Raw genomic sequence first — 25,533 nt, 5'->3', positions numbered from 1 at the left:
TACAGCATCACCGAGACATCTCTCCTGCGGCGTACTGTTCGAGTTCGTCGGCGATGCTCACACGCTCTTGATACCACGAGTTCGAACCTGAGTCGGGTGAGTGAACGCCTGCGTACTCCCTGAACTCGTTGAGACACCGAGCAACTTCTCTACAGAGTTCTGGAAGTGAGACAGCATAGCCGACTGAGGATTCGACAGGTGAAGTTCGATGACCGCCCACCTCGTAGTATGAACTCTGGTAGGCAACTCGGACGAGGTCGTGTTTCCCATCGAGATACGAGACGACGAGTCGATGCGGTGAATCGCCGACTTCGCTCACGAGTTGGTCGAACCGTTCTGCCGAACCACGTGCGAGTTCGAGGACGTTCTCGGCAAAGCCGCTAATGGTAACGAAGAGCATCACCGTTCCTTTGTAGTCGATAACGTCGGCATCGAGTGGCTGGCCGGTGTACTCGTACCACCACGTCTCGTTCGGCTCTTCCTCGTTGGCTTGACGACTGTACGCCGCTTGGCCGACTTGTCTCGTCAGTTCGACACCACCGACCTCGATTCGGATACCACCGGCGATTGTCATTATCATCGCCTTGTCGGCAGGGTCGTCGAACGCAATCGAGACCGAAACGTCGTCTACCATTAGTCACTTGACCTGTTGAGTAACAGACTAGAAAGAGGTGTCGTCACTCCTGACCGGTCCAACAGCGCAAAAAAGAAACCGAGCTGTACGCCGATTTGCGCTCAGCCTTCCATCCCACCGAACGACAGGCCACCCTCGATGTAGCGCTGTGCGAACAGGTAGATGAGCATAATCGGCGCGGCGAACGTGAGTGCGAACGCCGAAAACCGCGCCCACGGGATGGAGTAGCGCCCGACGAGCGAGTACAGGCCCACGGGGAGCGTGTAGTTGTCCGTCGAGAGCAACGTCTGGGCGACGACGAACTCGGTCCAGCCGGTGAGGAAGGTGAAGATGAACACCGTCGCCAGTCCTGCCTTCGAGAGCGGGAGAATGATTTCGGTGACGATTTTCCACGACGGCGCGCCGTCCATCATCGCGGCCTCCTCGTAGGACACGGGAATGCCGTCCATGTACGTCTTGAGGAGCCACGTGTTGAACGGAACCGCGGTCGCGGCGTAGTACGCCGAGAGCGCGAGTTTGCTATCGTTGAATCCGAACTGAACGAAGAGCGCGTAGAGTGCGATGAGCAGTGCGACGCCGAGGCCGCCGCCGATTTGGGTAAACAGCACGTAGCCGTAGAGTACCTTCGAGCGCCCGATGAACTTCCGACGCGACAGGGCGTAGGCACCGGGAACGATGAGACACATCGCCAGCAGGACCGTCGGAATGGCGACGGTGAGGCTGTTGACGAAGAACTTCTTGAAGTCAGAAGTCTCGGTGACGCCGTAGTTCGACACGTCGAGGAAGGCGAGTTCGGGCGTTTGAACGAACAGTTCGTAACCCCCGAGTTGGAGCGAAATCCGATAGCTCGGGAGGATGAGGTCGCCGATAACCCACAAGAACGGTTCGAACGTTGGTTCGGCGGGCCACAGGCGAATCCCGCTCGACGAGTAGAGCGACGCACCCGTTCCAGAGAACGCGCCGACTGCGACCCAGTAGAGCGGGAACAAGAGGATAGCCACCACGACGACGGCACCGGCGGTAATCCCTGCGGTCTTGAGGACGCTATTCGGACTGACGCGCCCTTTGCGTACGCCTTCGAGCGTGTAGCGGGCGTCTTTGACCGTTTCAACGGGGGCGTTTGCGGCCTCGCGAGCGTCTTCTGCGACAGCACCAAGGATTTCGGAGATGGCGCTCATGCGTCGTCCACCCCCTCGGCGAGACGGCCTTTCCAGACGTTCAGCATCATGAACGCGCCGATGACGAGGACGGCGATAATCATGATTGCCGCGCCCTCACCGTACTTCTGGAAGCGGAACGCCTCACGGTAGCCGTAGACGATGAGGAGTTCGTTCGTCCGCGACGGTCCGCCTTGGTTGAACACGTAGGGGATGAGGAATTGCTGGAACGATGCCGCGGCCGTGAGAATCGACGCGAACAGCACCGGGCGCTTGATAGACGGCAAGGTGACGTGCAAAAAGCGCGAGAAGAATCCCGCGCCGTCTATCATCGCCGCTTCGTGGAGTTCCTCGGGCACGTCTTGGAGCGCGCTCACGGTGATGATGACCATGAACGGGTAGGCGAGCCACGCCTCGGTGACGTTGTAGGCGATAAACGCCATCCATCGTTCCGAGAGCCACGCGACCGAACTCAGATTCGCCATTCGGAGGAACTGGTTCATCAGTCCGAACTCTGCCGAACTGAAGATACCGCGCCAGATGGTGATGGTGAAGATACCAGGAAGTCCCAGCGGGATGATGATGAGCGCCCGCATGAATCGCTTGCCGCGGACGCGTTTTCCGGTCACGACGAGGCCAATTGCGAGGCCGACGAGAACCTTCAACGCGACCGATGTCGCGACGAAGAGCCACGTGACGCCCATCGAGTTCCAGAACTGGCCGTCGCTGAGGATTTGGACGTAGTTCGCAATGCCGACCCACTGCTCTTTGCCCTGAAATAGGGTCGCTGGTTCTGCGTTCGTAAAGGAGAGATACACGAGGTACAACACCGGAAAGAGCATGAACGCGAGGAAGACGAACAGCCCCGGCAGTACCAGTAACAGCGGGAGGTCTTCTTTGCTCACCACGGGGTTGTCCACGGCTTGCTCGGCAACGCGGTCGACGACGCTCATTCCTTACTCCCAGTTGGACCGGATGTCTTGTTCGGCCTTCTCGAAGGCGGGCTGAATCTCCGCGTCGCCGTTCTTCACGCTGTTGAAGGCGTCTTCGAGCGGCCCCCACACGTCGCCCATCTTCGGGTGCGACGGAATCGGCGTGCCGAGTGCGACAGATTCGGAGAAGCCTTGAACTGCCTCCGGAAGGTCGCCCTCGTTGGCGAGTTCCTTGTAGACCGGAATGTAGCCGAACTCCTCGGCGTTGGCAGAGAGTACCTCGGTGTTCGTCGTGTACCACTCGGCGAAGGCGCGGGCAGCCGCGGCCTTTTCTTCGTCGTCGTCCAGCGCGTTCGTGAAGTAGAGTTGCTTGACCGTCGTGTACGGTTTCGGCTCTGCGTCGCCGTCGGGCGATGGGAGTCGCGCGACACCCGCGTCGATTTCGCTCGATTTCACGTCGCCGAGGAACCACGGACCGTTGATTGCGAAGGGTGCGTTTCCTTCGAGGAAGACAGCCGCCTGCGGGTCGTAGCCCGTGTCTTTCGGCTGGAACGGGACGAAGTTGTCGAGGATGAACTGGAAGCCTTCCATCGTCGCGTCGTTCGACAGGCCGAGTTCGACGTTCGACTCGTCGAAGTAGTAGCCGCCGAAGGCGTGTGCCCACGCACTCATGAAGTAAGCGTTCAGCGGGTAGCTGAGGCCGTACTTTCCGTTCTCGGGATCGTGGTACTCCTCCATGATGGCCTTCATGTCGGCGATGGTCTCTGGTGCTTCGTCCACCATCTCCTTGTTGTAGATGAGACCCACCGTCTCCGCCGCGTAGGGGAGTGCGAGCGTTGCGCCGTCGAACTCGACGGCGGCCTGCGCGGGTTGGGTGTAGACCGAGAGGTCAACGTCGAGGTTGCCGCTCTGGTCCGAGAGGAAGCCGTTCTGATAGTACTCGCCGGTCCAGTCGTGTGCCCAGTCGAACATGCCTGCGCCCTGTCCGGCCGGAATTGCCGACGTGGTCTTCTGTCGAAGGTCTGCGATTTCAGCGGGCTTGGCCGTGTGGCTCGTTGCGTCGGTGAACGTCTCCGCGTTCGATTCGAGCGCCTTCTTCTCGGCTTCCGCGCGCTGATGCCAGAGCGTGAACGTTCCGGACGGACCTGCGGCCTCCGTCTGCTCTTGGGTGGTGTTCTCGTCACCACCGTCGGTGTCGCCCTCGCCGCTCTCGTCGGGCGTTTGTGTCGAGTCAGTCTCGGAGACGCCGACGCACCCTGCGAGTGCGCCGACGGCCGTCGTGCCAGCCAGTTGCTTCAGAATCGTGCGTCGGTCGTATTCCATAGCGAATCTATGATGAACTATGTGTTCATATATTTAATAGTTAGGAATACCGGTCGATTTGAGTGCGATATCGACCGCGAAAACCGGCCTTTTGGTGGGATTTATCTTCCACTAATCGGCACTCTGTCGTGCGTTTTTGCGGTGTTAAAATGTGCTACGAACTAATGCATCACACATTCTGAAAAGAGGAAAACGATTATGAACGATGGGCACAGACGGGAAGTAATGGCACGTCTCACGCTCGAAAATTTGCGAAAGGAGTACGACAGAGGGCGCGTCGTCGCCGTCGACGACCTGTCACTCGATGTCGACGATGGCGAGTTCATCACCGTCGTCGGTCCCTCAGGGTGCGGAAAGTCCACCTCTCTCCGGATGGTTGCTGGCTTAGAATCACCGTCTGGCGGGTCGATTCACATCGGCGACGAGGACGTCACCGACCAGAACGCACGCAAGCGCGACGTGGCGATGGTGTTCCAGAACTACGCGCTCTACCCTCACAAGACCGTTCGCCAAAACATGGGCTTCGGACTGCGAATGAGTACGGACCTCTCGAAAGACGAACGCGAGACGCGAGTTCGCGAGACGGCCCAAATGATGGGAATCGAAGACCTGCTGGACGACAAACCGGACGAACTCTCCGGCGGGCAGAAACAGCGCGTCGCGCTCGGTCGCGCCATCGTGCGCGAACCCGACGTGTTCCTCTTCGACGAACCGCTCTCGAATCTGGACGCCAAACTTCGGACGACGATGCGAACCGAGATTCAGCGCCTCCAGAACGAACTCGGTATCACCTCGCTCTACGTCACGCACGACCAGGAAGAGGCGATGACGATGGGTGACCGAATCGTCATTCTGAAAGATGGCGAACTCCAGCAAGTTGGCCGCCCGAAAGACGTGTACGAGAACCCCACGAACGCCTTCGTCGGTGGGTTCGTCGGGTCTCCGTCGATGAACTTCCTCACCGTCTCGGTCGATTCGTCGGGCGACAGTCTCGTCCTCGCAAACGACGGTTCGTTCTCCTACCGACTCTCTCCTGAATTTAGTTCTCGAATCGACGCGGCGACTGACGCCGTGGCTGTTACCGTCGGCATTCGTCCCGAAGACATCGTGCCCAACGCGAGCGGCGAGAACGCTATCGAAGCGGGCGTCGAAGTGGTCGAACCCGTCGGCTCAGACAACTACCTCCACCTCGATATCGGACCGGAGTTCATCGCTCGCGTGGACTCTGATATCGACCCCGAACCCGGTGAGACGATTTCCATTTCATTCGGTGAGTCGGACCTGCACCTCTTCGATGCGGAGAGTGGAGACTCACTCCTTCAGCGTGAGACTGGGCAAAAAGTCGCTGCGAGTCAATAACGGCTGACTCAGACTTCGATTCTACTCTCTTCGACTCTGTTGCAATGTACAACGTGTGACAAGAATTGTGTGCTGAATAAAGAGGGTGTATTCAGCAATCCCAACTAGAGTCGCTGGGTCGCCCGGTCGTCCTCCATTTAAAGACGCCGAGAATTCTCGGCAGCATAGTAATCGACAATCGGAGTAACGGTTACCGTACCGATGGCAGACGACATGAAACACGCCGAACAGATCGCCGGGCCGAGTGTGGAGCGAGGCAGTCGACGGTCGTATCTGAAACGTGTTAGCACCGGCCTCTCGATTCTCGTTGTCGGCGGGGCGACCTACCGGACGTACGACCAGGGAGTCATGCATGCAGGGACCGGTCCCGCCTACGAACCCTGGGACGATTGGCAGGACCACGACGAGGGTGGCCCGCTGAGTGTCGTCCGCGCCGCGATTCTCGCAGCAAGTCCACACAACTCACAGCCGTGGCGGTTCGACGTCCACGAGTCTAGCGTGGACCTGTTTTCCGACCCATCTCGTACCCTCGGCTCGTTCGATGCCTTCAGACGCGAGTTCGATATCGGACTCGGATGTGCCCTCGAAAACGGTATGCTAGCGGCGCGAGCGAACGGGTTCGTGCCCGATGTCACGATGTTTCCAGACGACTCAGACCACACGCACATCGCGACGCTCGACCTGCATCCGGCCGCTCCGGACGTGTCGCCACTCTACGAGGCGATTCCAGACCGGCACACGAACCGGGCAGCCTACAACACCGACCGGAAGGTCGCACCTGCGACGAGAACGGAGATGACGGTACTCGCTGACGAGTTCACAGACATCGACCTTACGTGGGTGACCGAACTGGAACCGAAACATCGACTGAGTGAGATGCTCGTCGAAGCGACCGCCTCAATCATCAGCGACGACGAGATGATCAACGACAGTAGTGAATGGTTCCGCTACGACTGGGACGAGATTCAGACGAAACGCGACGGCGTCACAGTCGATGCACAAGGACTCTCGGCGTTCCGTCGGATCCTCGGGAAGATGCTCCCAGCGCCCTCGGACGAGTGGACCAATCGCCTCTGGTTGGACGCGACAGAAGAACAACACACCGAGACCGCAGATTCGTACGGCCTACTCACGGTCGGCGACGCAAACGACCGGTCGCAGTTACTGCGTGCTGGCCGTCTCTGGCAGCGACTGCACCTCTTCGGGACGACCCGCTCGCTGGCGATGCACCCGATGAATCAGATTACTGAGTGGATCGACAGGCAACTCGACCTTGGAAATGAGTCGGTCCACGAGGACCAACTCCGTGCATTCACGCCAAACGAGAAGCGCCTGGTGTTCACGTTCCGGATCGGGCATCCGACAAAGGATGGCCAGGAGGGCCCCCGCCGGAGCGTCGAGATGGTTCGACAAGACGGCTGACTCTCACTGTGTCCCGGCCAACGAACCCATGAGAGTTGCCTCGATGCGCTGGAGGTGTTCGGCGACGGTCCCATTGCTGATGCCAAGTTCCTCGGCGAGGTGTTCGTGGGTCGTCTCCCTCGGACACTCGTAGTATCCCAGTCGGACAGCAGTTTCGAACACCAGTTGCTGTCGCTCCGTCAACATCGCCACGGGGTCCGAGTGGTCCTCTCGGTAGTCGCCTGTCCGTTCGAGCGTCAGATCGACGGCGTCTGGGAACGCCGCGAAGAATTGGCCGAGGACGGCTTCGGGGCCGAAGACGGTGAGACGTACGCCGTGCGTGTCTCGGGTCGATATGATTGGCCACGAGATGACGACAGCGTGTTCAGAAATGAGCGACATCAGTTCGTCGATGAGAGGTGCTGAGTCGTACTGGAGGTACGTGATGCCGTCACCGGTGTCCGGAATCGAGAATTGTTCGACCTGTGGACTCGACTCGAACAGCGTCCTGGCCCGGTCCATATCGCCTCGAAACCAACTCAGCTCGGCGTATGTTCCGCCGCCTATCGGGTTGATGTAGTACGTCGCCTCGAGGTGCACGTCCGGATCGGCCGCGATGGTACTGTTTATCGGCATTAGTTCCGTGTCGTTCCATCGTACCAGCACCGTCGCGTATCTCATAATCTATTGGCTGGCCTCTGTGTGAGAGTCCAACTGGTGTACTGCGAAATCGATGCCACGGCAATAAAAGGTCCTAGAATGCTCGGGGGAACACTCAGTGAAGACGGGGAGGAACAGACGGAGTATGGAACGAGAGCGGACTGTCGATGATGGAAGGGTGCGGCCGCACAGAGAGATGATACAGAGAGTCGTTTTGTATACGTTCGCGGTCGTCGGTCTGCTGTTCACACTCGGAATTGCGCTTGGACTGGCTGTAGACTACGCCACGTTCGACCCGACAAGTGGTGGGTACGAACCACCGTACGACGACTTCTCCGGAGAACCAATCGACTGGGAGTCCGAGGCGTACACCACGAAGACGGGGATGTTCAAGCCAGGGTACGTGGTTGACATCCACCTCGATTGTACGACCGGGATGCTCAGCTTCGAACTACTGAATGGGCCCATCGTCAATTTTCGCCCCGTTTCGGATCGTGCCATCGCCATTCACGACCCACGGGACGCCTGTCGAAACCGGGGATTCTACCCGGAATTCTAGTCCTTTCGTAGTCTAAGTGAGCGCACTGTATTCAGCACAACTTCAAAGAATAGGCAACTGTTAGACATTCCAACAACGACCTCTCTTTACTGCTACCTCTCCGCTTCCACGTCCGTCGTGAGCGTCGCAACCGTCGCCAGTCGGAGCGCGTGCGGCCAGCCGAGTGGTGTCGCACTGTCGGGCGTGCCGTCGTCGAAGAACTGTTCTGCGAGATAACCTGCATCGGTCGTCAGTGGACCATCCGGCGAGACGAGTTCCAACAGCGAACGACCTTCGTCGGCGAACTCCTCAGCACGCGAATCGCCATGGCCACCGAGCAGTGCAGCGAGTTCGACGGCGGCGTTCGCGCCCCACGCGGTCGAAACTGTCCAAATCTTTTCGGACTCCTGCGACCGCATCCGCCAGTCGTCGCCTTCGAAGCGGACGAGACCCTTCACGTCGCTCTCGGCGGGGTCGTGCCACAGACCGTCGAAGACGCTTCGGGTGTGGGTGGCGAGCCTGTCGAGCCGGTCGTCGTCAACCGATTCAAGTTCGTCGTAAGCGCGGTGTGCCGAGACGAGTGCGAGTGCGGCCGAGTCGTAGCGGTCGTCGAGCGTGCTGTCGGGCGCGATTCGCAGGCCGTAGCACTCGCGGGTGTCGCTCCAGAAACGGTCGATTGCATCGTACACTTCGTGTGCGCGCTCTGCCGCGCGCGTAGTCATCTCGTCGTCGAGGTCAGACAGCGCGAGTGCAGTGTACGCTTCGAGGAAGGTTGCCGTCGTATGACTAAAGCGCCCGGTCATGTTCTCCCACGCGTTCTGGCAGTTTATTGGGAGGCCGTCGTCGCCGAGCGTCTCGTCGAGGCTGTCGAGCGCGGTTTCGAGCGTGGCCTCGATGTCGTCGCGGAGTTCGCGGTCTTCGCACTCGTCGGAGTAGGCCGCGAGGAACGAGATGACACTCCCCGTCTGGTCGGCCTGGTAGTCGGTGTCCGCGCCGGATTCGAGGCGGGCGTTCGCCCATCCGGGTGCGAGTGAGCCATCGAACGGCCAGACGCGGTGGGGCCACGACCCATCGTCACGCTGGGTTTGGCAGTAGGCGCGGGCGCTTCGCTCGTGCCACGAGTCGAGTTCGAGGTCCAGACGCTCGTCGGATTCGAGGAGGAACCGCGAGATTTCGGCGTCGTCGCGGAACCACGTGTAGCCGTAGCCACCGGAGTAGGCGTAGTAGGGGTCGAAATCCGGACCGGCGATACGGAGTCCGAGATTACCGGAGAGCAGTGAGAGTACGCGGATGTCTTCGCGCATCGCCTGTGACTCGTCGTGGTCGGGGACAGTCCCCAAGACCTGTTGGTCGGCGCGTGCGTCGAGTTCAGTCCGGTCGAGCGCGACCAGCGAGTGAATCGAATCGAGGGCAGCCTGTCGATTCGTCTCGCGGCTATCGGTGAGGAGCGTTCCGAGGGTTGCCGCACCGGAGTCGAACGGAACGGTTCCGACGATGGCTCCGCTGAGTTGGCCTTCTTCGTAGCGATCGTCGGAGCGTGGGCGTGGGAGTTCCACGTCGTTGTCGGCGAGCAACTCTTCGAACTTCTCGGGAACGCGCCCGCCGACGCTGGAAAATCTGGGTTCGGCGGCGGCGAAGTCGTGTTCTTCTGCGTGGTAGACTTCGACCGCATCGTCGTGCGAAAGCTGGCCGACGAGGGTGTCTCGACCATCGGGTTGGAAGTGAACGAACGCGACGAGTTCGAGGTCGGCGTCGCTTTCGAATCGCGTGATGTGGGCGTCACCAACGGTCACGTCGTACTGGGTCACCTCACCGAATGGCGTCTCGTGGTCGGTGACGACGGCAGACCCGTCGCCCGTGTACGACTGCGATGCTTCAGGCCCGAACCAGTGAACTGCCGCAGATTCGTCGAGTGGTTGAACCCCGAACCGCGACCGTTCGACTCCCCACACGCCCGAAAGCGGGTAACCGAAGTCTCTGACCGAGCCGTCGGTTTCGACGTGGACGAGCCGACTGTCGGCACCCGAGAAGAACCCGCTCGTGGTCCGACGTTCACCCGGGAACCGCGTCGGATGGTCGGCGTGGCGTTTGTAATCCGAAAGTGCGTCGCGTAATTGCATTGCTACTGTGTGCAACGCCACTGCTAATAATTGTGGTGTAATGTTAGTTCACACTTTCATGTGGACTAGACACGAGTGAGTCACGTGATTTCCGTGCGGGAGGATTCGAGTCATTAAGTAGCGCGGTCGTGACCAATCAATTATGGACGATGGGGAACTGGCTGACCGCTTGGAGCAGTTTGGACTCTCCGAGAAGGTCATCGATACGTATCTCACTATCTTGCAACTGGGGGAAGCGAAGGCGAGTCAAATCGCCGACGCGGCAGGGGTCTCGAAGCGCTACGTCTACAGCGTGAGCAACGAACTCGAAGCGCGTGGATTCGTCGAAGTGAACGACCACGTCGTGCCGACGACGATTCGGGCCCGCCCGCCCGCCGAGGTCATCGAGTCGCTCTCGACGAACGTCTCGGCGATGCGTCCGGCACTCGAAGAACGGTACACGGCAACTACCCGCGACGAAGACCGATTCGAGGTCATCAAATCACGGGTCACCGTACTCAAACGAGTGACGCAGTTGCTCGAACAGGCCGACTCGGAGGTTGAACTCTCGCTTCCGTACAGTCTTCTCGGCGAAGTCGCTCCGGAGTTGCGTGCGGCCCGAAAGCGTGGCGTACTCGTCGTCCTCATCGTCACCGGCGTCGACCCCCACGACGACCTCGAACTGGAGGGTATCGCATCGGTCGTTCGCGTGTGGCACGAACCGATGCCGACCATGCTGGCCGTCGATTCACACACCGGACTGGTCGCTCCCGGCGAGATGGTCGCCCGTTCGAACTCCGAGTCGCAGGCCATCGTCTTCGCTCAACCACAACTCGGGCCAGTCATCGTCGGGTCGTTCTTCGGCAACTACTGGCCGATGGCCGCCGAGGCGTACACTGCCTCGCCCGACCCGCTTCCCGCAACCTACCACAACTTCCGGCACGCTGTCTTGCAGACGACGCTGTGCAAGCGGGCAGATATCGACCTTTCTGTCACCGTTCGCGGTGGGATGGTCCACACGGAAGGCCCAACCGAACTCCACGGCCACGTGGTCGGGATTCGTCAGGGACTCCTCGAACCCGTGAACAACTCGTTCCCGGTCGAAAACACACTCGTCATCGAGACTGACGAGGGAACCTACAGCGTCGGCGGCCCGGGTGCGTTCGTCGAAGACTTCGAAGCGGAGTCGGTGACACTCGCTCCGTTCGAATAGGAAAAAAAGCGCTACTTTTGCGCCGTTACTGGGTTCGTCCGCCGTCGCTTACTGCTGGAGACTGGAGTGAACTTCCGAACTCCGTTGGCGTTTCGGCCGTCGTGTGGACCGCATCCTTCTGCGTACTCGTCTCGGCACGCACTTCGAACTGGCTAAGGAGTGTTTGCAGGTCTTCGGCATCTCCCGCGAGTTGCTGTGCGCTCGTCGTGACCTGATTGAGCGACGCGGCTTGCTCTTCGGCGGCCGCAGACACGGTTTCGGCTTCGGCGGTGGTCTCTTCGCTCACGCTGGCGACTTCCTGCACCATCGCCGAGACCTCTTCTGTCGAGGAGGCCTGTGCGTCTGTCGCCTCGGTTACTTCGTGGACGCTCGTGTTGTTCTCATCGACGCGGTTGGTGATTTCGTCGAGCGCGTCGATGGCGGCTTCGACCGATTCAGATTCGTCGGTGACTCTGGTTTCCATCTGTTCGACACCAGAGACGACTGCGTCGCGCTGGGCACGAACATCTTCGATGAGTGATTCGATTTCGCCAGCGGATTCGGTCGTCGCTTCGGCGAGTTGCTTTACTTCGTTTGCGACGACAGCGAAGCCTTCGCCAGCGTCGCCCGCCCGGGCTGCTTCGATGTTGGCGTTCAGTGCGAGGAGATTCGTCTGGTCGGCGATGTCGGCGATGACACCGACGATGTCGCCGATCTCCTCGGTGAGCGTACCGAACTCCGCGACTTCGGCGACAGTCGTGTGCGTCTCGTCGCGGATGGATTCCATCCCGTCGAGTGCTTCTCGCGCCGAAACTCGACCGTCAGCACCGGACTCTGCGGCTTTCGCCGAATTCGCGGCTAACTGGTCGGCCGCGGTTGCAATCTCTTCGACCGATGCCGAGAGGGTGTCCATCTCGCCAGAGACACGGGTCAGTCTGTCTGCCTGCTCGCCCGCCCCGTGAGAGATTTGTTCGACAGACTGCGCGACCTGTTCGCTCGCGGCGTTGACTTCTTTCGCTCCTTGTGCGACGTGGGTACTTCGCGTCTCGACGCCGTCGGCGAAGTCCATGACGGTCCCAACTGTCGATTCCATATCGTCCATCATCCCGTTGAACGAGTAGGCAATCGTCTGCATGTCGCCGGAGTTACTGTCGGTGTCCATCCGCGCGGTCAGGTCACCACCTGCGGCGACTTGCATCACACTACTGTAACTATCTGCGTCGTGACGTTGGTCGAGGAGGTCGGTCCGGAGCGAGTCAACGGCGTGAAGGACGGTTCCGAACTCGTCACGGCGGTCCGTCCGGAGGTCGATATCGAGGTCACCACTTCGCAGACGCGAGAGCTTGGCTTCGAGTCCACCGAGCGGGTCGAGCATGCTACGCTTGAGAGTGAGGGTGATTCCACCAATCACAAGGAGCAACAACAGCACCATGACGGCGATATCCCTGGCGACAGTCTGCTGGATGTGGTAGGCAGAACTGGTCGGTGCGTGGATGACAAGTACCATCTCGTCTACGCCCGCGTACGCGACGACGTGCTTCTCGTCGAGAACACCGTTTGCGTCTGATTCGTAGGCACCCGAACCGCCATTGAGACCATCTGTGAGAACTCGTGAATCCTCTGTGGTGTACTGTTCGCCTTCTGTCTCCTGTCGCTCGTCGAATTCCACGATGCCTTCGCTGTCGATTATCTGGACGAACGACCCCTCGAACGGCGCGTGAAACACCTCACGGAGATGGGCAACCGACGAGACGACGACGATTGCTCGGTTTTCGGCACCCGTGACTGGGCTCACAAAGGCCATGTATCTCTCACCATCACGTTCGTACATCTCAGTCATCGCAACCTCGTCTGCGTTCGTGAACTCACCAGAGCCGTGGACGTACCGGTGTGTCGTACTCTCTGCTGTCTCGCCGATTCGGTTCTGCGACGAACTGGCGAGAATCTCTCCCGATTCAGTGTTCACGTAGTGAACCGAGTCGAAATCGTCGGGGAGGCTGGTTAGTTGGCTCTCCAAGAAGGGCGATATCTGCGTCGGGTCTTTCGTATCGAGAACTTCGAACGCAGAAATCAGCCGTGTAATCTCCGAACGCTCTTCCATCCAGACAGAGAATTCGTCGGCTTGGAGTGCTGCTATCGATACTAACTCGTCGTGGACTGAGTCGTGCAACTCGCCCGAGACGCCGACGTACGTGTAGGCACCAATCCCTGCAGTGATGAGAATTAGCACCCCCAACATCGCCACGAGTTTGTACAGGTACTGTTCGTGGAATCGGTCCGGGAGCAACCGCAAAGTGGTATGATTCACGAACGCATCTGTGTGTGTCGAAATATAATGTATTCGTCCAAAATATCACTGGCAATACCCACAAATCGGGATGTTTGGTCAGTAAACGTACTTTATATCCGAATATCAGGCAAAAATCATTTGACATTGACGACTTCATAGAACGCGGATCGTGCGGAACGTCAGCTCGTTCCTGAATTCAGCCCACGAGCGACATTCTATATTGCGCTATCTGGTTTATCGAACACGCTCTGGAGAACTCACTCTCCAATCGGAAGCCCACAAAACCGTCACCTCAGGCAGTGTACTGCGTTATACTCTCGAACTCGTTCGCGGCCACTGCGTCCGCAACCTCTTCGAGGTCGATATCGTCGGGCATCTCGGCGGGATATTTTCGGTTGAAGTAGCCGACGATGTTCTTCACGTCGCGCGCGAGGAGTTCGCGGGCGTTCTCGTGGTCAGTGGGAACTGCCTGCGGCCAATCGAAGATGGTGATTCCCTTCGAACTCACCGCGACATTGTACTCCGACATATCGGCGTGAACGTAGCCTGCTTCGTAGGCGGTTGCCATCTCGCTGAGGATGAGGTCCAAGACGCCCGTCACTTGCGCCGATTCGAGCCGTGATTTTGCGAGTTCGACACCGTCGAGTTTCGCCATCACGATTGCGTGGCGGTTCTGGTCCACCGGACGGGGGACCGACACCTTCGGGAAGAGTTCTTCCAGTGCTTCGTACTCACGTTCGGCGGCCTTTCGGGCGGTATAAAGCCACGAGACGTGGTGGTTCTCAGAGGTGTAATCGCGCTCGCGGCGCACTTCGCGGAAGTTCGTGTAGCCCTCGCGGTGGAACTTGAGCGCGAGGGGTTTGAACGACTGCACCTCGAACACGTCGCTTTCCTTGCCGACGCCGAGTGGCGACCCGAAGCCCTGAATCGTATCGCGCTGGGCGAAGGTCCGCAGCGCGAGTACATCGTATCCGGCCAGCGTGAGTTTGAAGCCCTCGTACTGGATGGTCTTGCGTTCGACGAGGTCCCGGGACATACACCGGTTGAGTCGGTACTCCACATCTTCCTCGGTCAGCCCCGAGTTCTTGGGGAGTTTCTCCCGGTTGACCCACTCGCTAAAGCGCATCCCTTGCTCGACGCCCGAGAGAAGATAGAAGTCCTCGGTTTCGAGTTCGGTCATGACGCTGGCGACGTTCCGTACCATGACTCACCTTCCGCGTGCGAGGCCTAAAAGGGCCGCGAGTCGTGGATTTGCGGGGCGATAAACTAGATGTGGCGATATGAAATCGTAAAATCGAAGATTCTACAGCAATTCTGCTCTGCTCACAGCGTTTTGCACTGGGTCGCCTCTGCGTCAGTGCTGCGCCTCGTACTACCGAGGAATGATTGGCTTCGTCTCGAACGTGAAGGGCCGAGCGATGATTCTCCGCCCACCTAACCGACTGTACACTTGGACGTAGAAGGTGTACTCCCCATCAGTGATTTCCTCCCGTGGAATCGGTACAACTGTACTCTCGGCTTCCGCGTCGTACCCAACCTCCACGCGCCACGACCACGTTTCACCGCGAGCCAAGGTCTGTGCTGACTGGCCGGTAAATCGGTCTTCGACGTACTCCCACCCACTCTCGGTCTGTTTTGCGAGTCCTCTTCCCGGTGCGAGCGGGCCGAATCGAATCGGTTCGAGACTCATGTTGACGAGCGAAAAGCTCGGGTCGTCAACGACGTTGTAGGTGTCCGATTTGGTGTGGATGAAGACGCGATTTCCCTCTTCGGTGTTACAGTAGGTCGGAAACCGGTCGCCCAAAGATGGACACTCTATTGTCTCGCTGGCGGGGCGGAGACTCGCACTACATCCAGCCAGTGCCGTCGTCCCAACCGCGACAAGGAATGCTCGCCGGTTCACAGCGGGCGTTCGCAAGGGTGATGAATAGTTGTTCTCCCAACAACTTCACTGTCCAACGTTCACTCGATACGGCAAGCCCTCGGGTTCGAACACTCCTTTTGCGTCGCACTGCACAGACACGGGTGCAAGTTCGGCGTCTGTGTCGGTCGGGTACCACGGCCGACCCTCCGCGGCGACGACGAACCGAGCGTGTTTGTCGCCGACGAACGCGACGTTCCCCTCACCGAATCTGCTCAACACGTCGATATCGAGATTCGTCGTGAGGTCATCGATGAACGAGGCCACGTCCGAAACTGCGAGGCCGACTTCCGTCACGCCCAGAATATCTGTCTCGGGGTCGAACTCGCCTTCCGACCCGTCGTAGCAGATGTACTCGACGATGTTGCCCGCCGGGTCTTCGAAGTAGACCGAATCGCAGTCGAGAAAGTCGAATCGGATGCTCGGCCCCTCGTCGGTGGCGAGGACGCCGACGTGTTCGTCCACCCAGTTGGTGACCGATTCGATACCCGCGTCGATGGTGAATGCGACGTGGTACGGGCTCGAATCACCGAGTTCGAACCAGAGTGTCGTCTCGCCCACGGTAACCGAGCGTTGCGACCCAGAGACGGGGCCGAAGCCGAGCGTCTCGGCATAAAAGTCGCACAGCGAAATCGGGTCGCGGGCGGCGAGTGCGAGGCGAGTGACGTGCATGGTTGGGAGGTCACCGCGTGGCGAGTTAACGGAATCGCTCCCGGCGTCGAAACCGCTTTCCTTCGGTTGCGTGAACTGAGTGTATGAACGACTCGGAATCGCTCGCCGACCGCGAGTGGCGCGTCATTCGGGAAGACATCCGCCCGGGAGCGATGCAGATGGCGCTCGACGAGGTTGCGGGTGAGACGGCCGCCGCAGGCGGACCGCGAACTGTCCGCGTCTATCGGTGGGACCCCAGTTGCCTCTCACTTGGCTACGGGCAAAAACCTGAGACGGTCGATTGGGACTACTGCGAGAAGCAGGGAATCGACGTGACGCGCCGACCGACCGGCGGCGGCGGCATCTACCACGACAACTACGGTGATGTTGCGTACTCCATCGTCGCGCCGAAGGACGAACTCCCCGGTGACCTCATCGACTGCTACCACCTCCTCTGTACGCCTATTCTCGATGCCCTCCGAAGCGTCGACGTGGATGTCGATTTCGTCGAAGACGACGTACCCGTCATCTGGCACCCGGCATGCTATCTTCGTGCGCTTCACCCCGCCCACGACATGGTCGCCGAAGGGCGGAAAATCGCAGGTAATGCCCAGTACCGTCGCCGCGACGCCGTGATTCAACACGGCTCGATTACCTACTCGGTCGATGCCCACTCCCACCTCTCGGTGTTCGACGGCCACGAGGTGAGTCCTGAAGCGTTCCGCGAGCGCGTCGTCGGCATCGACGAACTCGCCGACGTGTCGCGTGCGGAGTTCGTCGAAGCACTGACCGAGTCACTCATCGACTTCGTGGACGCTGAAGAGGGATCGTGGACCGACGACGAACTGGCGCGAGCAAGAGAGCGTGTCGAAGAACAGTACGAGTCGGAAGATTGGGTGCGACGTCGCCCCGGGTCGAAGCGTTAGAAACCGAACGTCTCCGGGTTTTCGAGTTCCAAGGCTTTGGTGATGCCTTCGTACACTTCTGAGAGCGGCGGTACATCGCGGGTTGGGTCAATCCAGTGTTGGCCCATCCACTGATAGCGGACGGTAAGGTCTTCGTCGAGCAGGAAGCAAGACCGACGAGAGCGTTTCGAGACACCGAAGGTCCGATACACGACGTCGAACGCTTCGGCGAGTTCGAGATTCGTATCGGCATAGAGCGGGAACGAGAGATTGTACCGGTCGATAAAACGGTGATGCATTCCGATACCGGACTTGCTCGACCCGATAACCTGCACGTCGTGGCCGGTCGCAAACCAGTCGAAATCACGGAACGAACACCACTCGTCGGTACAGTCCGGACTAAAATCCGCAGTGTAGAAACACAGCAGCACCGGTTTGTCGGTGACGAGTTCTGAGAGCGGCGTCTCGGTCGCAGACCCGTCTGGGCGCACGAGTGGGACAGCGATGTCCTCTACTTGGTCACCGACGCGAATACCAGCCATGTTTGGGTATCTATCTGAAAGGTCATACTAGTTACGGGCGCACGAGTAGCCGGGCCACTCCGAAGTCCCTATCACCCGGTACTACGTGGGACTCCTCATGCGCGTAGGTGCTCATGTTTCTATCGCTGGCGGCGTCGATAATGCGGTCGGAAACGAACTCGACGTTGGCGGCAACTGCGGACAGATTTTCACCCACTCGCCACAGGTGTGGCAGGATCCGAACATCGGCGACGACGAAGCCGAAGAATTCCGGTCGATGACGAGCGAATCACTCGACGGGCCGTGGGTCATCCACACGTCGTATCTCGTCAACCTCTGTACGCCCAAGGACGGCCTCCGCGAGAAATCGCTCGACTCCATGCAGAAAGAAGTCGATGCCGCGGCGAAACTCGATATTCCGTACGTGAACGTCCACCTCGGCGCACACACGGGCGCTGGCGTCCAAGGCGGCCTCGAGAACGCTGTCTCCGTCCTCGACGAAATCGACATCCCTGACGGCGTTACCATCCTCATCGAATCCGACGCTGGCTCGGGAACCAAACTCGGCGGCGACTTCGAACACCTCGGCTACGTCCTCGAAGAGTCCGAGCAGGACCTCGACATCTGCCTGGACACGGCTCACGCCTTTGCGGCGGGATACGACCTCTCGACTCCCGAAGGCGTCGCCGAGACGTTCGAGCAACTCGACGAAGAAGTCGGTCTGGAACATCTCAAGTGCGTCCACCTGAACGACTCGAAACACGAGTGCGGGACGAACAAAGACGAACACGCCCACATCGGCGAGGGCCTGATTGGCGAAGATGGGATGCGCGCGTTCATCAACCACGACGCAATCGTCGAGAACGACGTTCCGCTCGTCCTCGAAACCCCGACTGAGAACGGCAAGAGCTTCGAGTGGAACATCGAACGCGTCCGCGAACTTCGCAACGGCGCGAATTAACCACCCACTGATGGGTCGGGCAACGGTTAACAGATAGCCGTTCGAACCGGCGAACGATGCCCTCCCCTTCGTTCTCTCTTTCCGCCGAGGCCACGCCAACCCGGCGGGCCGTTCTTCGGTCACTCGCAGTAACGCCTCTCGTGGCTGCCACAGCCGCCGCCACCAGTGCGACCAACGTGCAGTCTCTCCCCGTTCGGGTCGCCACACAGAACCTTGGACTTGGTGTGAGTCTCTTTCCGTTGTTCAGGGCCGACGGCGAGCGTGAACGTCGCGTTCTCGTCGGCGACATGTACGAGTCGGTTCGGGACAGTGACGTTCCCCAGCGGATGGCCGCACTCGCCGAGGATTTCGTCGAGGTCGGTGCCGACGTCATCGCCGTCCAAGAAGCCGCAGTGATAGCCGCCGAAGGAGACGAAATCGACTTTCTCGCCGAACTCTCGGCGGCACTCGATGCCCGCGATTCGGGCTACCGTGTCGCCGTTTCGTCGGTCAGTACCGATGCACTGCTCCCTGCCGAAATCGACGGCCAAGAGACGACTGTCCGTCTCCGTGACCGAGACGCGCTGCTCGTCGCAGAAGACGTTTCGGTCGAAGACACCTCCAAATCGACCTTCGAGAATGCGGTCCCCGTGTTGTTCTCTGAATCGGAGTCGTTCCAGCTCGCTCGCGGGTTTGCCCATGCTTCGGTCACCGTCCCCGGTGCCCCCGTCTTCGACGTTGTCTCGACTCATCTCGAACGCGCCAGCGAGGCAATTCGCACGGCACAAGCCGAAGAACTCGTTTCGTGGGCGAGAGACCGTCCTGCCCATCTCGTCGTCGCGGGCGACGTGAACGACGAACCCGGAAATGGTGCGTATACGACCTTTTCAGCCGCGCTTGAGCCCGCGACCGAGAGCGTCTCTCCAACGTGTTGCCGCGCCAGTGACCTCTCGGGCGGTGACCTTTCACGGGCAATCGACCACGTTTTCAGTCGAGGATTCGCTCCACTCTCGGCCCAGCGGTTCAGCCTCGACTCGGCTGACAGGGTCGAAACCGACCGTGGCCACCTCTGGCCGTCGGACCACGCTGGCGTCGTCACCGAACTCGAAGCGACCGAGATGGTGGCGAAAACGACGACAGTCCAGCCCTCGAATATGACGGCTGAACCGACGACAGGGCCGCCGGAGTCCAGTCCGACAGCCGAAAATACGACGACGACATCAGATTCGTCATCGACTGAAACGCCCGGGTTCGGTATCGTCACCACAGTCGTCGCACTCGCGGCCGCCGCGCGAATCCAACGTTCCGACTGATTTTTGGTTCGCGGGAGTCGAATCCGGGTGTGCGACGCTTCTCGGAATCGTATCTCCGCCGAACCCGACGCGGCATGTGGGCCGACTCCCGTTCGGCCCTCGTGGATTTCGACCTCGACACTCGAACTCGAGTCCTCGACGTTGGCTGTGGAACGGGCGAGTTCACTCGCGTTCTCGCCGAGGAGTCGAACGCTCGCGTCGTCGGCGTCGATGCCGACCCCGAACTCTTGACTTTCGCCGACGAGCATCCCAAAATCGAGGCCGTCGCAGGCGATGCGACCAGACTTCCGTTCGCCGACGATAGTTTCGACCTCGTGGTCTGCCAAGCACTGTTAGTGAACCTTCCTGACCCTGCCGCGGCGATATCTGAGTTTGCTCGTGTCTCGTCTGACCTCGTGGCGGCCGTCGAACCCGACAACGCCGCCGTCGGCGTCGATTCGACCGTCGAATCGGAAGTCACACTCGAAAAACGAGTCAGGAACGCGTTTCTCGATGGCGTCTCGACCGACGTGGCACTCGGTGACCGCGTGCCCGAGTTCTTCGAATCTGCCGGACTCGATATGGTCGGCACGAGACGCTACCACCACCAGAAACTCACCGAACCACCGTACGACGAAGACGACGTTCGGAGTGCGGCACAGAAAGCGACCGGCGAAGGCCTCGATAGACACGAACAGGACCTCCGCCGGGGGCTGGACGAGCCATACGAGTCAGTCCGGACACAGTGGCGACAGATGGGTCGGGAGGTCGTTCGACAGATGAAAGACGAAACCTATCGCCGCGCCGAAGTCGTTCCGTTCGACGTGACGACGGGGCAGGTCTAATCTACGATGACGGGGCGTGTCTACCCCAAAAAGAGGTCTACCATGTTGCCGCTGGAGCGACCGCGGTAGAGTTCGGAGTAACCGCAGTTCGTACACGAGACGACGGTAAACTGGCGATTTTGGATGTCGAACATCTTGGTCAGACCGGTCCCCGAGGTGGCGATAGAGTCCATCTCGGTCTCGGTGTGTCCACACTTCGGACAGCCGTCACGCTCTGCTTCTGGTGGAGGGCTCATATCAAATCCTCGTGGTGAAGGTGACATAAGTTTGATGCCCGAAGACTGAGGGCGGTGCAGTCTGATGGTTTCGTATGGCCGCCGAAGGGTTCGTCTTCGTGTTCTTTCTCGTCCTCGCACTCGGGATTCCACTCGTCCTCTACTGGGCGATGGAGAGTGAAACCAAGAACCTCCCGCGAATGGACCGCGAAGAAGCAGAGCGCCGGGCCCGTGAGGAAGGCGAGAAGTACAATCGTCAGTCTACTCGTGAGCGACGCGACTAGACGACGTCGCCGCGAACCGTCATCCCGGTCTGTTCTGCCCGATGGCTTTTGAGTGCCTCGACGGCAGTGGTCGCCTCGGATTCGTCCATCCCGAGCATCTCCAGTGCGGCCGAGAGCGTCGGGAACGCGAACTCGCTGTTTCGAAGCTTTTCGAGTGCGGTCGGCGAGCGTTGACCTTCGGCGTAGAGACAGACGCCGCGTGGGTCGAGAATCTGTTCGTAGGCGTCGCGGGCGAGTGCGCCTTTCAACCGCTGGGTGACGTTGTCCTCGAACGATGCGTTACACACTTCGAGGTGAATTGGTTCGTCGTCGGGAAGAAGGTGTGCGGCGAGACACTTCTCGGGGGCGGCATAGCCGTTGGTGTTTGCGCGGATTCGGTCGGGATGTTCGCGTGCCCACTCGGCTCGGATGCTCTTGCCGACGCCTTTCACGCCGTGCGACCGCTCGAATTCTTCGGCGGCATCGGGGTCGCCGCGGAGGAGAATGTCTTTCGTCACGTACACGTCGAGTCGGTCGATTGGGTCGAGGCCGAGTGCCACGTCGCCGTAGACCCACACTTCGCGGACGGGAACTGGGAGCGTGTCGGCTTCGACTGCATCGACGATGCGCGCGACACGGTCGAGCGCGGCGTCTCTGTCCATTGTCTGTGGGTGTGTCCCCGAGTAAGTTACCGGTTGCGACCCGATTCGACGGGCCGAGGCGAAACCGGTATCCCTCCTGCCAAGTAAGCGACCGGCAATGGAGTGCGACAAGTGCAGTCGCGATGCGGTGATGCACGCGGCCTATTCAGGGGCACATCTCTGTGAAGACCATTTCTGTGCCTCGGTCGAGAAACGTGTGCGCCGCCGTATCCGAGAAGATAGTATGCTCCCGCGAGATGCCACACCAGAGAACCCGCAAACGTGGGTTATCGGCCTCTCCGGCGGGAAAGATAGCGTCGTCCTCACGCACATTCTGGACGAGACGTTTGGCCGCGACCCGCGCATCGAACTCATCGCGTTGACGATTCACGAGGGAATCGAAGGCTACCGTGACAAGTCGGTCGATGCCTGTGTCGAACTCGCAGACGACATCGATATTCGCCACGAGGTCGTCTCGTACGAAGAAGAATTCGGCGTCAGAATGGACAACGTCGTCGAGAAAGACCCCGAAAACATGGCCGCGTGTGCCTACTGCGGGGTCTTCCGCCGCGACCTGCTCGAACGCTTCGCCGACGAGTTCGGCGCGGACAAACTCTTGACCGGGCACAACCTCGACGACGAGGCGCAGACCGCGCTGATGAACTTCCTCGAAGGCGACGTGAAACAGGTCGCCAAACACTTCGATGCCAGCATCGGCGACTTCGACAAGCGCCGCGACGCGGGTGAGTTCATCCCGCGTGCAAAGCCACTCCGCGACATCCCCGAAAAAGAAGTTGCACTCTACGCTCACCTCAAAAACCTGCCCGCACATATCACCGAGTGCCCGCACTCGTCGGAGGCCTACCGCGGCGAGATTCAACAACTCCTCCTCAAACTCGAAGAGAACCACCCCGGTACGCGCCACTCGATTATGGCTGGGTACGAAGAGTTGGCTGAACTCACCGCCCGCGAATATCGCGGTGAAAACGGCGGCGATGGGTCGGTCGACCTCAACGACTGTGAACGCTGTGGCTCGAAGACGGCGAGTACCGTCTGTCGGAAGTGCCGACTTATCGAGTCGATAGAAGCAGTCTAACGGTCGCTGTCGCTCGGGACGTTTCGTCGGAAGGTTGGAAGAAAGGTTAGTAGAAACCCATGTCGGCGCTCGGGTCAGACGGGTGAACAGGCCGCCTGAACACCAGTCACCGAGATTACCGAATTACGTCGAGTCCGTTGCTCTTCTCCGACTCGTCACGGCCACCGTCAGACCACGTCGTGTTCTGTGGTGGTTGCGAGTTCGAATTGAGCTCCGAAGATTGTCGCTGTGTCTGCGATTGCAGACTCTGTCGCGATTTGTCTGCCTGCTTTTGGGTTGTTGGTCCGAGGACCTGTGCCGACTGGACGCCGGTCATGATAGCCATCACGCGAACTTTGCCCTTGTACTCGTCTTGAATGCGTGCGCCCCAGATGACGTTTGCACTCGCTTCGAGTCGTTCGGTGATGTTGTTTGCAATCCCTTCGGCCTCCTTGAGCGTGAGGTCAGGGCCGCCCGTAATGTGGACGAGACCACCAGATGCACCGCGGTAGTCCACGTCGAGAAGCGGGTGGTTCATTGCGTCGTTGACCACTTCTTGGGTCTTGTTCTTGTCTTGTGTCTCACCGACGAGCATCACCGCGACGCCGCCCTGGTTCATGATGGTAGACATGTCGGCGTAGTCGAGGTTGATGAGCGACGGTTGGGTAATCGTCTCCGAGATACCCTTCACGGTTTCGGCGATAATCTGGTCCATGACCGAGAACGCCTTACCAATCGGCAGGTTCGGGACGTAATCGAGCAGACGGTTGTTGTCCAGCACGATGATAGAGTCGGCCTCGTTGCGGAGGTTTTCGAGTCCCTCCTCGGCCTTCACCGTACGGGCGCGCTCGACGTTGAATGGCGTGGAGACCATCCCAACGACGATTGCACCTTGCTCTTTTGCGATTTTGGCGACGACGGGTGCAGCACCAGTACCGGTGCCACCACCCATGCCTGCGGTCACGAAGACGAGGTCGGCGTTTCCGAGGACTTCCTTGACGGTTCCCTGTGCCATTTCGGTGGCACGTTCACCCATCGAAGGGTCGCCACCGGCACCGAGACCCTGCGTCAGGGACTTCCCGACGAGAATCTTCGTGTCGGCTTCAATCATCTTGAGGTGCTGCTTGTCGGTGTTGATTGCCACCGTATCCGCACCTTCGACGCCGATGTTGTACAGGCGGTTGATGGTGTTGTTACCGGCACCACCACACCCGACAATCACGATGCGCGGGTCTCCGAACTGGTCGTCGTCGTCCGACATGTCCGAAAGTTGCTTGCGCTCGGCTTCGTCACGCTCCATCGCTTCACGAACGATATCTTGCATGAGTTTACACCTTTGCCCAGCCGCGCTTGCTGGTAGATTCGCGCTGGCGTTGTTCTGGTGTCTGCTCGTTCAGCATTTCTCGAACAGCAGATCGAATCGCTTCAGATCGATTCGGGAACTTGCCCGTTTCGACCATACGTTCGACTTCATCTATCTGCTGTTTCGGAATTCGTAGTGTCACACGCTCCATATTTTGTATTCCCCCGGTAAGACGGTGCGTCGCACACACATGCGATGTCTTACACGCCGAAACCGACGGACAGCGCCGTATTTTGGGCTGCCGTTGGGTGGCTGTAAGACAACCGTCTTACGCGATAGTCAACACATAGCGATAGGATATAAATGTAACGGCGATTGTAAGACAGGCTCTTCTAAAAGTCTGTATTCCGTGGAATTAGGGCTTCTCAAGCACGTCGGCAGCAGGGGTCCGACGACCGCATCCTGGACAGAAGGCCCAGTCCGACCGAAGTTCGTCGCCGCACTCGCAGAACACTCGGTGCGATGCCTTCTCACCGCAATTCGGGCAGTAGACGTGGTCACGGTTCACGGATTCGCCACATTGGCCACAATCTGTTTCTGCCGTCGGACTCGTTGTCTTACGCTCGGAATCGCTCGTCATCTCGGTTGTCCCCTCGGAGTCGCGTTCGGCGTTTACGCCGTTCTGCGGCACTCCATCCACCGAAATGTTGACGTTGACATCCGTCGGCGACGGCTCGGGTCGCTCTTCACGTGTCTCGTCGAGATATTTCGGGAGGAGTTCTGTCACGCGCGCGGCGACGAGTTCGTCGACACGACTTTCGAGGGCTTCTCCGAGATCGGATGGTTCGTCACCATCTTCGTCGTCGAGAAGAATCTCACGTTCTGCCCCGTCGAGATACGTGCGGAGCGCTTCGCGCATGACCTCACTCTTCGAGGAGTCCAGCGCGTCCAGGCGCTCGACGAGTTCGTCGTCGGCGCGGAACGTGATTTTCGACATTCATGCGTGTATCCCTGTGGTACTATTTCAATCTTGCTTCGCGTCTGACGTGTGTCACCCGCGTAGTCGAATGATAATGGTTAAAAACGTCCCTCGGCTACTCATCAGTGACCGCTCTTAGCTCAGCCTGGCAGAGCAGCCGACTGTAGATCGGCTTGTCCCCCGTTCAAATCGGGGAGAGCGGACTTTTCCTGCGAACGGCGTGAGCAGTGAGACGTCTCCCTCGACCCGATTTGAGCAGCGAGCAAATCTCTGATTTGCGAGTAGGTTCAAATATCTCTGGGACTCGATTTTACAACGAAAACGAGGGACTGAGCGGCGTCTTACGCGAAGATGTCTTCGTAGCCCTTGCGGATGAAGTACCGAACCCAGTTACGTC

The 25,533-nt window shown here is 59.4% G+C and carries 26 protein-coding genes and 1 tRNA gene; 11 read left to right on the top strand and 16 right to left on the bottom strand.

The window, feature by feature from the left end; genetic code table 11:
* Nucleotides 1-7: 7 nt before the first annotated feature.
* The 4 genes from ACK509_RS06150 to ACK509_RS06135 all read right to left on the bottom strand — a co-directional run bounded on the left by ACK509_RS06150 (nt 8) and on the right by ACK509_RS06135 (nt 4,046).
* A complete protein-coding gene (locus ACK509_RS06150; protein WP_410765613.1) occupies nt 8-634 on the bottom strand; it encodes a hypothetical protein in 627 nt (208 codons plus the stop codon).
* 101 nt (nt 635-735) lie between these two features.
* Nucleotides 736-1,812, bottom strand: a complete 1,077-nt coding sequence (locus ACK509_RS06145) for a sugar ABC transporter permease (protein ID WP_410765612.1) — start codon at nt 1,810-1,812, stop codon at nt 736-738.
* Nucleotides 1,809-2,744, bottom strand: a complete 936-nt coding sequence (locus ACK509_RS06140; protein ID WP_410765611.1) for a carbohydrate ABC transporter permease — start codon at nt 2,742-2,744, stop codon at nt 1,809-1,811. Before ACK509_RS06140 ends, ACK509_RS06145 begins: the two co-directional genes overlap by 4 nt.
* Nucleotides 2,745-2,747: 3 nt before the next feature.
* Nucleotides 2,748-4,046: a sugar ABC transporter substrate-binding protein gene (locus tag ACK509_RS06135; RefSeq protein WP_410765610.1), complete on the bottom strand. Its 1,299-nt coding sequence runs from the start codon at nt 4,044-4,046 to the stop codon at nt 2,748-2,750.
* A gap of 225 nt (nt 4,047-4,271) precedes the next feature.
* Between ACK509_RS06135 and ACK509_RS06130 the strand changes: the two genes are divergently transcribed.
* Both ACK509_RS06130 and ACK509_RS06125 read left to right on the top strand, forming a co-directional pair.
* Nucleotides 4,272-5,405: an ABC transporter ATP-binding protein gene (locus ACK509_RS06130; RefSeq protein WP_410765609.1), complete on the top strand. Its 1,134-nt coding sequence runs from the start codon at nt 4,272-4,274 to the stop codon at nt 5,403-5,405.
* 201 nt (nt 5,406-5,606) lie between these two features.
* Nucleotides 5,607-6,827, top strand: coding sequence for an Acg family FMN-binding oxidoreductase (locus ACK509_RS06125; RefSeq protein WP_410765608.1), 1,221 nt, complete (start codon nt 5,607-5,609; stop codon nt 6,825-6,827).
* Nucleotides 6,828-6,830: 3 nt separating this feature from the next.
* Here the strand turns inward: ACK509_RS06125 and ACK509_RS06120 are convergent, their stop codons facing one another.
* Nucleotides 6,831-7,328, bottom strand: coding sequence for a helix-turn-helix domain-containing protein (locus ACK509_RS06120; protein WP_410765607.1), 498 nt, complete (start codon nt 7,326-7,328; stop codon nt 6,831-6,833).
* A gap of 283 nt (nt 7,329-7,611) precedes the next feature.
* Between ACK509_RS06120 and ACK509_RS06115 the strand changes: the two genes are divergently transcribed.
* Nucleotides 7,612-8,025, top strand: a complete 414-nt coding sequence (locus ACK509_RS06115; protein WP_410765606.1) for a hypothetical protein — start codon at nt 7,612-7,614, stop codon at nt 8,023-8,025.
* Nucleotides 8,026-8,117: 92 nt separating this feature from the next.
* Here the strand turns inward: ACK509_RS06115 and ACK509_RS06110 are convergent, their stop codons facing one another.
* A complete protein-coding gene (locus ACK509_RS06110; RefSeq protein ID WP_410765605.1) occupies nt 8,118-10,124 on the bottom strand; it encodes a glycoside hydrolase family 15 protein in 2,007 nt (668 codons plus the stop codon).
* A 142-nt stretch (nt 10,125-10,266) separates the two neighbouring features.
* On the opposite strand from ACK509_RS06110, the gene ACK509_RS06105 reads away from it, so the two are divergent.
* A complete protein-coding gene (locus ACK509_RS06105) occupies nt 10,267-11,316 on the top strand; it encodes a TrmB family transcriptional regulator sugar-binding domain-containing protein (protein WP_410765604.1) in 1,050 nt (349 codons plus the stop codon).
* A 25-nt stretch (nt 11,317-11,341) separates the two neighbouring features.
* Here ACK509_RS06105 and ACK509_RS06100 read toward each other — a convergent pair whose 3' ends face one another.
* The 4 genes from ACK509_RS06100 to ACK509_RS06085 all read right to left on the bottom strand — a co-directional run bounded on the left by ACK509_RS06100 (nt 11,342) and on the right by ACK509_RS06085 (nt 16,178).
* The gene (locus tag ACK509_RS06100) at nt 11,342-13,603 is read right to left on the bottom strand and encodes a methyl-accepting chemotaxis protein (RefSeq protein ID WP_410765603.1); all 2,262 of its coding nucleotides are present in this window, start codon (nt 13,601-13,603) and stop codon (nt 11,342-11,344) included.
* A 274-nt stretch (nt 13,604-13,877) separates the two neighbouring features.
* The gene (locus tag ACK509_RS06095) at nt 13,878-14,789 is read right to left on the bottom strand and encodes a serine/threonine-protein kinase RIO2 (RefSeq protein WP_410765602.1); all 912 of its coding nucleotides are present in this window, start codon (nt 14,787-14,789) and stop codon (nt 13,878-13,880) included.
* 168 nt (nt 14,790-14,957) lie between these two features.
* The gene (locus ACK509_RS06090; protein WP_410765601.1) at nt 14,958-15,488 is read right to left on the bottom strand and encodes a hypothetical protein; all 531 of its coding nucleotides are present in this window, start codon (nt 15,486-15,488) and stop codon (nt 14,958-14,960) included.
* A 45-nt stretch (nt 15,489-15,533) separates the two neighbouring features.
* On the bottom strand, nt 15,534-16,178 hold the full coding sequence (locus ACK509_RS06085; RefSeq protein WP_410765600.1) for a VOC family protein: 645 nt from the start codon (nt 16,176-16,178) through the stop codon (nt 15,534-15,536).
* Between the two features lie 83 nt (nt 16,179-16,261).
* Between ACK509_RS06085 and ACK509_RS06080 the strand changes: the two genes are divergently transcribed.
* Entirely contained in the window at nt 16,262-17,083 is an 822-nt protein-coding gene (locus tag ACK509_RS06080; protein ID WP_410765599.1) for a biotin/lipoate A/B protein ligase family protein, read from the top strand.
* On the opposite strand, the gene ACK509_RS06075 is transcribed toward ACK509_RS06080, so the two are convergent.
* Nucleotides 17,080-17,604: a redoxin domain-containing protein gene (locus ACK509_RS06075; RefSeq protein ID WP_410765598.1), complete on the bottom strand. Its 525-nt coding sequence runs from the start codon at nt 17,602-17,604 to the stop codon at nt 17,080-17,082. The genes ACK509_RS06080 and ACK509_RS06075 overlap by 4 nt on opposite strands.
* Before the next feature lie 97 nt (nt 17,605-17,701).
* Here ACK509_RS06075 and ACK509_RS06070 point away from each other — a divergent pair, with 97 nt between their 5' ends.
* The 3 genes from ACK509_RS06070 to ACK509_RS06060 all read left to right on the top strand — a co-directional run bounded on the left by ACK509_RS06070 (nt 17,702) and on the right by ACK509_RS06060 (nt 20,660).
* Nucleotides 17,702-18,544 (top strand): deoxyribonuclease IV, encoded by an 843-nt coding sequence (locus tag ACK509_RS06070; protein ID WP_410765597.1) that lies wholly within the window; start codon nt 17,702-17,704, stop codon nt 18,542-18,544.
* Nucleotides 18,545-18,684: 140 nt separating this feature from the next.
* Nucleotides 18,685-19,836 (top strand): endonuclease/exonuclease/phosphatase family protein, encoded by a 1,152-nt coding sequence (locus ACK509_RS06065; protein WP_410765595.1) that lies wholly within the window; start codon nt 18,685-18,687, stop codon nt 19,834-19,836.
* A 29-nt stretch (nt 19,837-19,865) separates the two neighbouring features.
* Nucleotides 19,866-20,660, top strand: a complete 795-nt coding sequence (locus ACK509_RS06060) for a class I SAM-dependent methyltransferase (RefSeq protein WP_410765594.1) — start codon at nt 19,866-19,868, stop codon at nt 20,658-20,660.
* A gap of 20 nt (nt 20,661-20,680) precedes the next feature.
* On the opposite strand, the gene ACK509_RS06055 is transcribed toward ACK509_RS06060, so the two are convergent.
* On the bottom strand, nt 20,681-20,896 hold the full coding sequence (locus ACK509_RS06055; protein WP_410765593.1) for a zinc ribbon domain-containing protein: 216 nt from the start codon (nt 20,894-20,896) through the stop codon (nt 20,681-20,683).
* 74 nt (nt 20,897-20,970) lie between these two features.
* On the opposite strand from ACK509_RS06055, the gene ACK509_RS06050 reads away from it, so the two are divergent.
* Nucleotides 20,971-21,159: a hypothetical protein gene (locus tag ACK509_RS06050; protein ID WP_410765592.1), complete on the top strand. Its 189-nt coding sequence runs from the start codon at nt 20,971-20,973 to the stop codon at nt 21,157-21,159.
* Here ACK509_RS06050 and ACK509_RS06045 read toward each other — a convergent pair.
* The gene (locus tag ACK509_RS06045) at nt 21,156-21,800 is read right to left on the bottom strand and encodes a hypothetical protein (protein WP_410765591.1); all 645 of its coding nucleotides are present in this window, start codon (nt 21,798-21,800) and stop codon (nt 21,156-21,158) included. The two genes, ACK509_RS06050 and ACK509_RS06045, sit on opposite strands and share 4 nt — an antisense overlap.
* A 97-nt stretch (nt 21,801-21,897) precedes the next feature.
* Here ACK509_RS06045 and ncsA point away from each other — a divergent pair, with 97 nt between their 5' ends.
* On the top strand, nt 21,898-22,875 hold the full coding sequence (gene ncsA / locus ACK509_RS06040) for a tRNA 2-thiolation protein NcsA (RefSeq protein WP_410765590.1): 978 nt from the start codon (nt 21,898-21,900) through the stop codon (nt 22,873-22,875).
* A 115-nt stretch (nt 22,876-22,990) separates the two neighbouring features.
* Here the strand turns inward: ncsA and ftsZ are convergent, their stop codons facing one another.
* From ftsZ to ACK509_RS06025, 3 genes are all read right to left on the bottom strand, one after another.
* A complete protein-coding gene (gene ftsZ / locus ACK509_RS06035; RefSeq protein ID WP_410765589.1) occupies nt 22,991-24,178 on the bottom strand; it encodes a cell division protein FtsZ in 1,188 nt (395 codons plus the stop codon).
* 4 nt (nt 24,179-24,182) lie between these two features.
* Complete coding sequence (locus ACK509_RS06030) at nt 24,183-24,368, bottom strand: ribbon-helix-helix domain-containing protein (protein ID WP_390225625.1); 186 nt, start codon at nt 24,366-24,368, stop codon at nt 24,183-24,185.
* Nucleotides 24,369-24,572: 204 nt separating this feature from the next.
* Complete coding sequence (locus ACK509_RS06025) at nt 24,573-25,154, bottom strand: double zinc ribbon domain-containing protein (protein ID WP_410765588.1); 582 nt, start codon at nt 25,152-25,154, stop codon at nt 24,573-24,575.
* A gap of 111 nt (nt 25,155-25,265) precedes the next feature.
* On the opposite strand from ACK509_RS06025, the gene ACK509_RS06020 reads away from it, so the two are divergent.
* Nucleotides 25,266-25,339: transfer RNA gene (locus ACK509_RS06020), tRNA-Tyr, on the top strand.
* The last annotated feature ends 194 nt before the right edge of the window (nt 25,340-25,533 follow it).

The organism is Haloferax sp. DFSO60 (assembly GCF_046557615.1).
Lineage (GTDB): Archaea > Halobacteriota > Halobacteria > Halobacteriales > Haloferacaceae > Haloferax.
The sequence above is the reverse complement of the archived record's forward strand: the minus strand, read 5'-3'. Positions and strand labels throughout refer to the sequence as shown.

Excerpts from the sequence above, each read along its gene's own strand:
- ACK509_RS06150 (WP_410765613.1), bottom strand. The coding sequence starts at position 634 with ATGGTAGACGACGTTTCGGTCTCGATTGCGTTCGACGACCCTGCCGAC.
- ACK509_RS06145 (WP_410765612.1), bottom strand. The coding sequence starts at position 1,812 with ATGAGCGCCATCTCCGAAATCCTTGGTGCTGTCGCAGAAGACGCTCGC.
- ACK509_RS06140 (WP_410765611.1), bottom strand. The coding sequence starts at position 2,744 with ATGAGCGTCGTCGACCGCGTTGCCGAGCAAGCCGTGGACAACCCCGTG.
- ACK509_RS06135 (WP_410765610.1), bottom strand. The coding sequence starts at position 4,046 with ATGGAATACGACCGACGCACGATTCTGAAGCAACTGGCTGGCACGACG.
- ACK509_RS06130 (WP_410765609.1), top strand. The coding sequence starts at position 4,272 with ATGGCACGTCTCACGCTCGAAAATTTGCGAAAGGAGTACGACAGAGGG.
- ACK509_RS06125 (WP_410765608.1), top strand. The coding sequence starts at position 5,607 with ATGGCAGACGACATGAAACACGCCGAACAGATCGCCGGGCCGAGTGTG.
- ACK509_RS06120 (WP_410765607.1), bottom strand. The coding sequence starts at position 7,328 with ATGGACCGGGCCAGGACGCTGTTCGAGTCGAGTCCACAGGTCGAACAA.
- ACK509_RS06115 (WP_410765606.1), top strand. The coding sequence starts at position 7,612 with ATGGAACGAGAGCGGACTGTCGATGATGGAAGGGTGCGGCCGCACAGA.
- ACK509_RS06110 (WP_410765605.1), bottom strand. The coding sequence starts at position 10,124 with ATGCAATTACGCGACGCACTTTCGGATTACAAACGCCACGCCGACCAT.
- ACK509_RS06105 (WP_410765604.1), top strand. The coding sequence starts at position 10,267 with ATGGACGATGGGGAACTGGCTGACCGCTTGGAGCAGTTTGGACTCTCC.
- ACK509_RS06095 (WP_410765602.1), bottom strand. The coding sequence starts at position 14,789 with ATGGTACGGAACGTCGCCAGCGTCATGACCGAACTCGAAACCGAGGAC.
- ACK509_RS06085 (WP_410765600.1), bottom strand. The coding sequence starts at position 16,178 with ATGCACGTCACTCGCCTCGCACTCGCCGCCCGCGACCCGATTTCGCTG.
- ACK509_RS06080 (WP_410765599.1), top strand. The coding sequence starts at position 16,262 with ATGAACGACTCGGAATCGCTCGCCGACCGCGAGTGGCGCGTCATTCGG.
- ACK509_RS06075 (WP_410765598.1), bottom strand. The coding sequence starts at position 17,604 with ATGGCTGGTATTCGCGTCGGTGACCAAGTAGAGGACATCGCTGTCCCA.
- ACK509_RS06070 (WP_410765597.1), top strand. The coding sequence starts at position 17,702 with ATGCGCGTAGGTGCTCATGTTTCTATCGCTGGCGGCGTCGATAATGCG.
- ACK509_RS06055 (WP_410765593.1), bottom strand. The coding sequence starts at position 20,896 with ATGAGCCCTCCACCAGAAGCAGAGCGTGACGGCTGTCCGAAGTGTGGA.
- ACK509_RS06050 (WP_410765592.1), top strand. The coding sequence starts at position 20,971 with ATGGCCGCCGAAGGGTTCGTCTTCGTGTTCTTTCTCGTCCTCGCACTC.
- ACK509_RS06045 (WP_410765591.1), bottom strand. The coding sequence starts at position 21,800 with ATGGACAGAGACGCCGCGCTCGACCGTGTCGCGCGCATCGTCGATGCA.
- ncsA (WP_410765590.1), top strand. The coding sequence starts at position 21,898 with ATGGAGTGCGACAAGTGCAGTCGCGATGCGGTGATGCACGCGGCCTAT.
- ftsZ (WP_410765589.1), bottom strand. The coding sequence starts at position 24,178 with ATGCAAGATATCGTTCGTGAAGCGATGGAGCGTGACGAAGCCGAGCGC.
- ACK509_RS06030 (WP_390225625.1), bottom strand. The coding sequence starts at position 24,368 with ATGGAGCGTGTGACACTACGAATTCCGAAACAGCAGATAGATGAAGTC.
- ACK509_RS06025 (WP_410765588.1), bottom strand. The coding sequence starts at position 25,154 with ATGTCGAAAATCACGTTCCGCGCCGACGACGAACTCGTCGAGCGCCTG.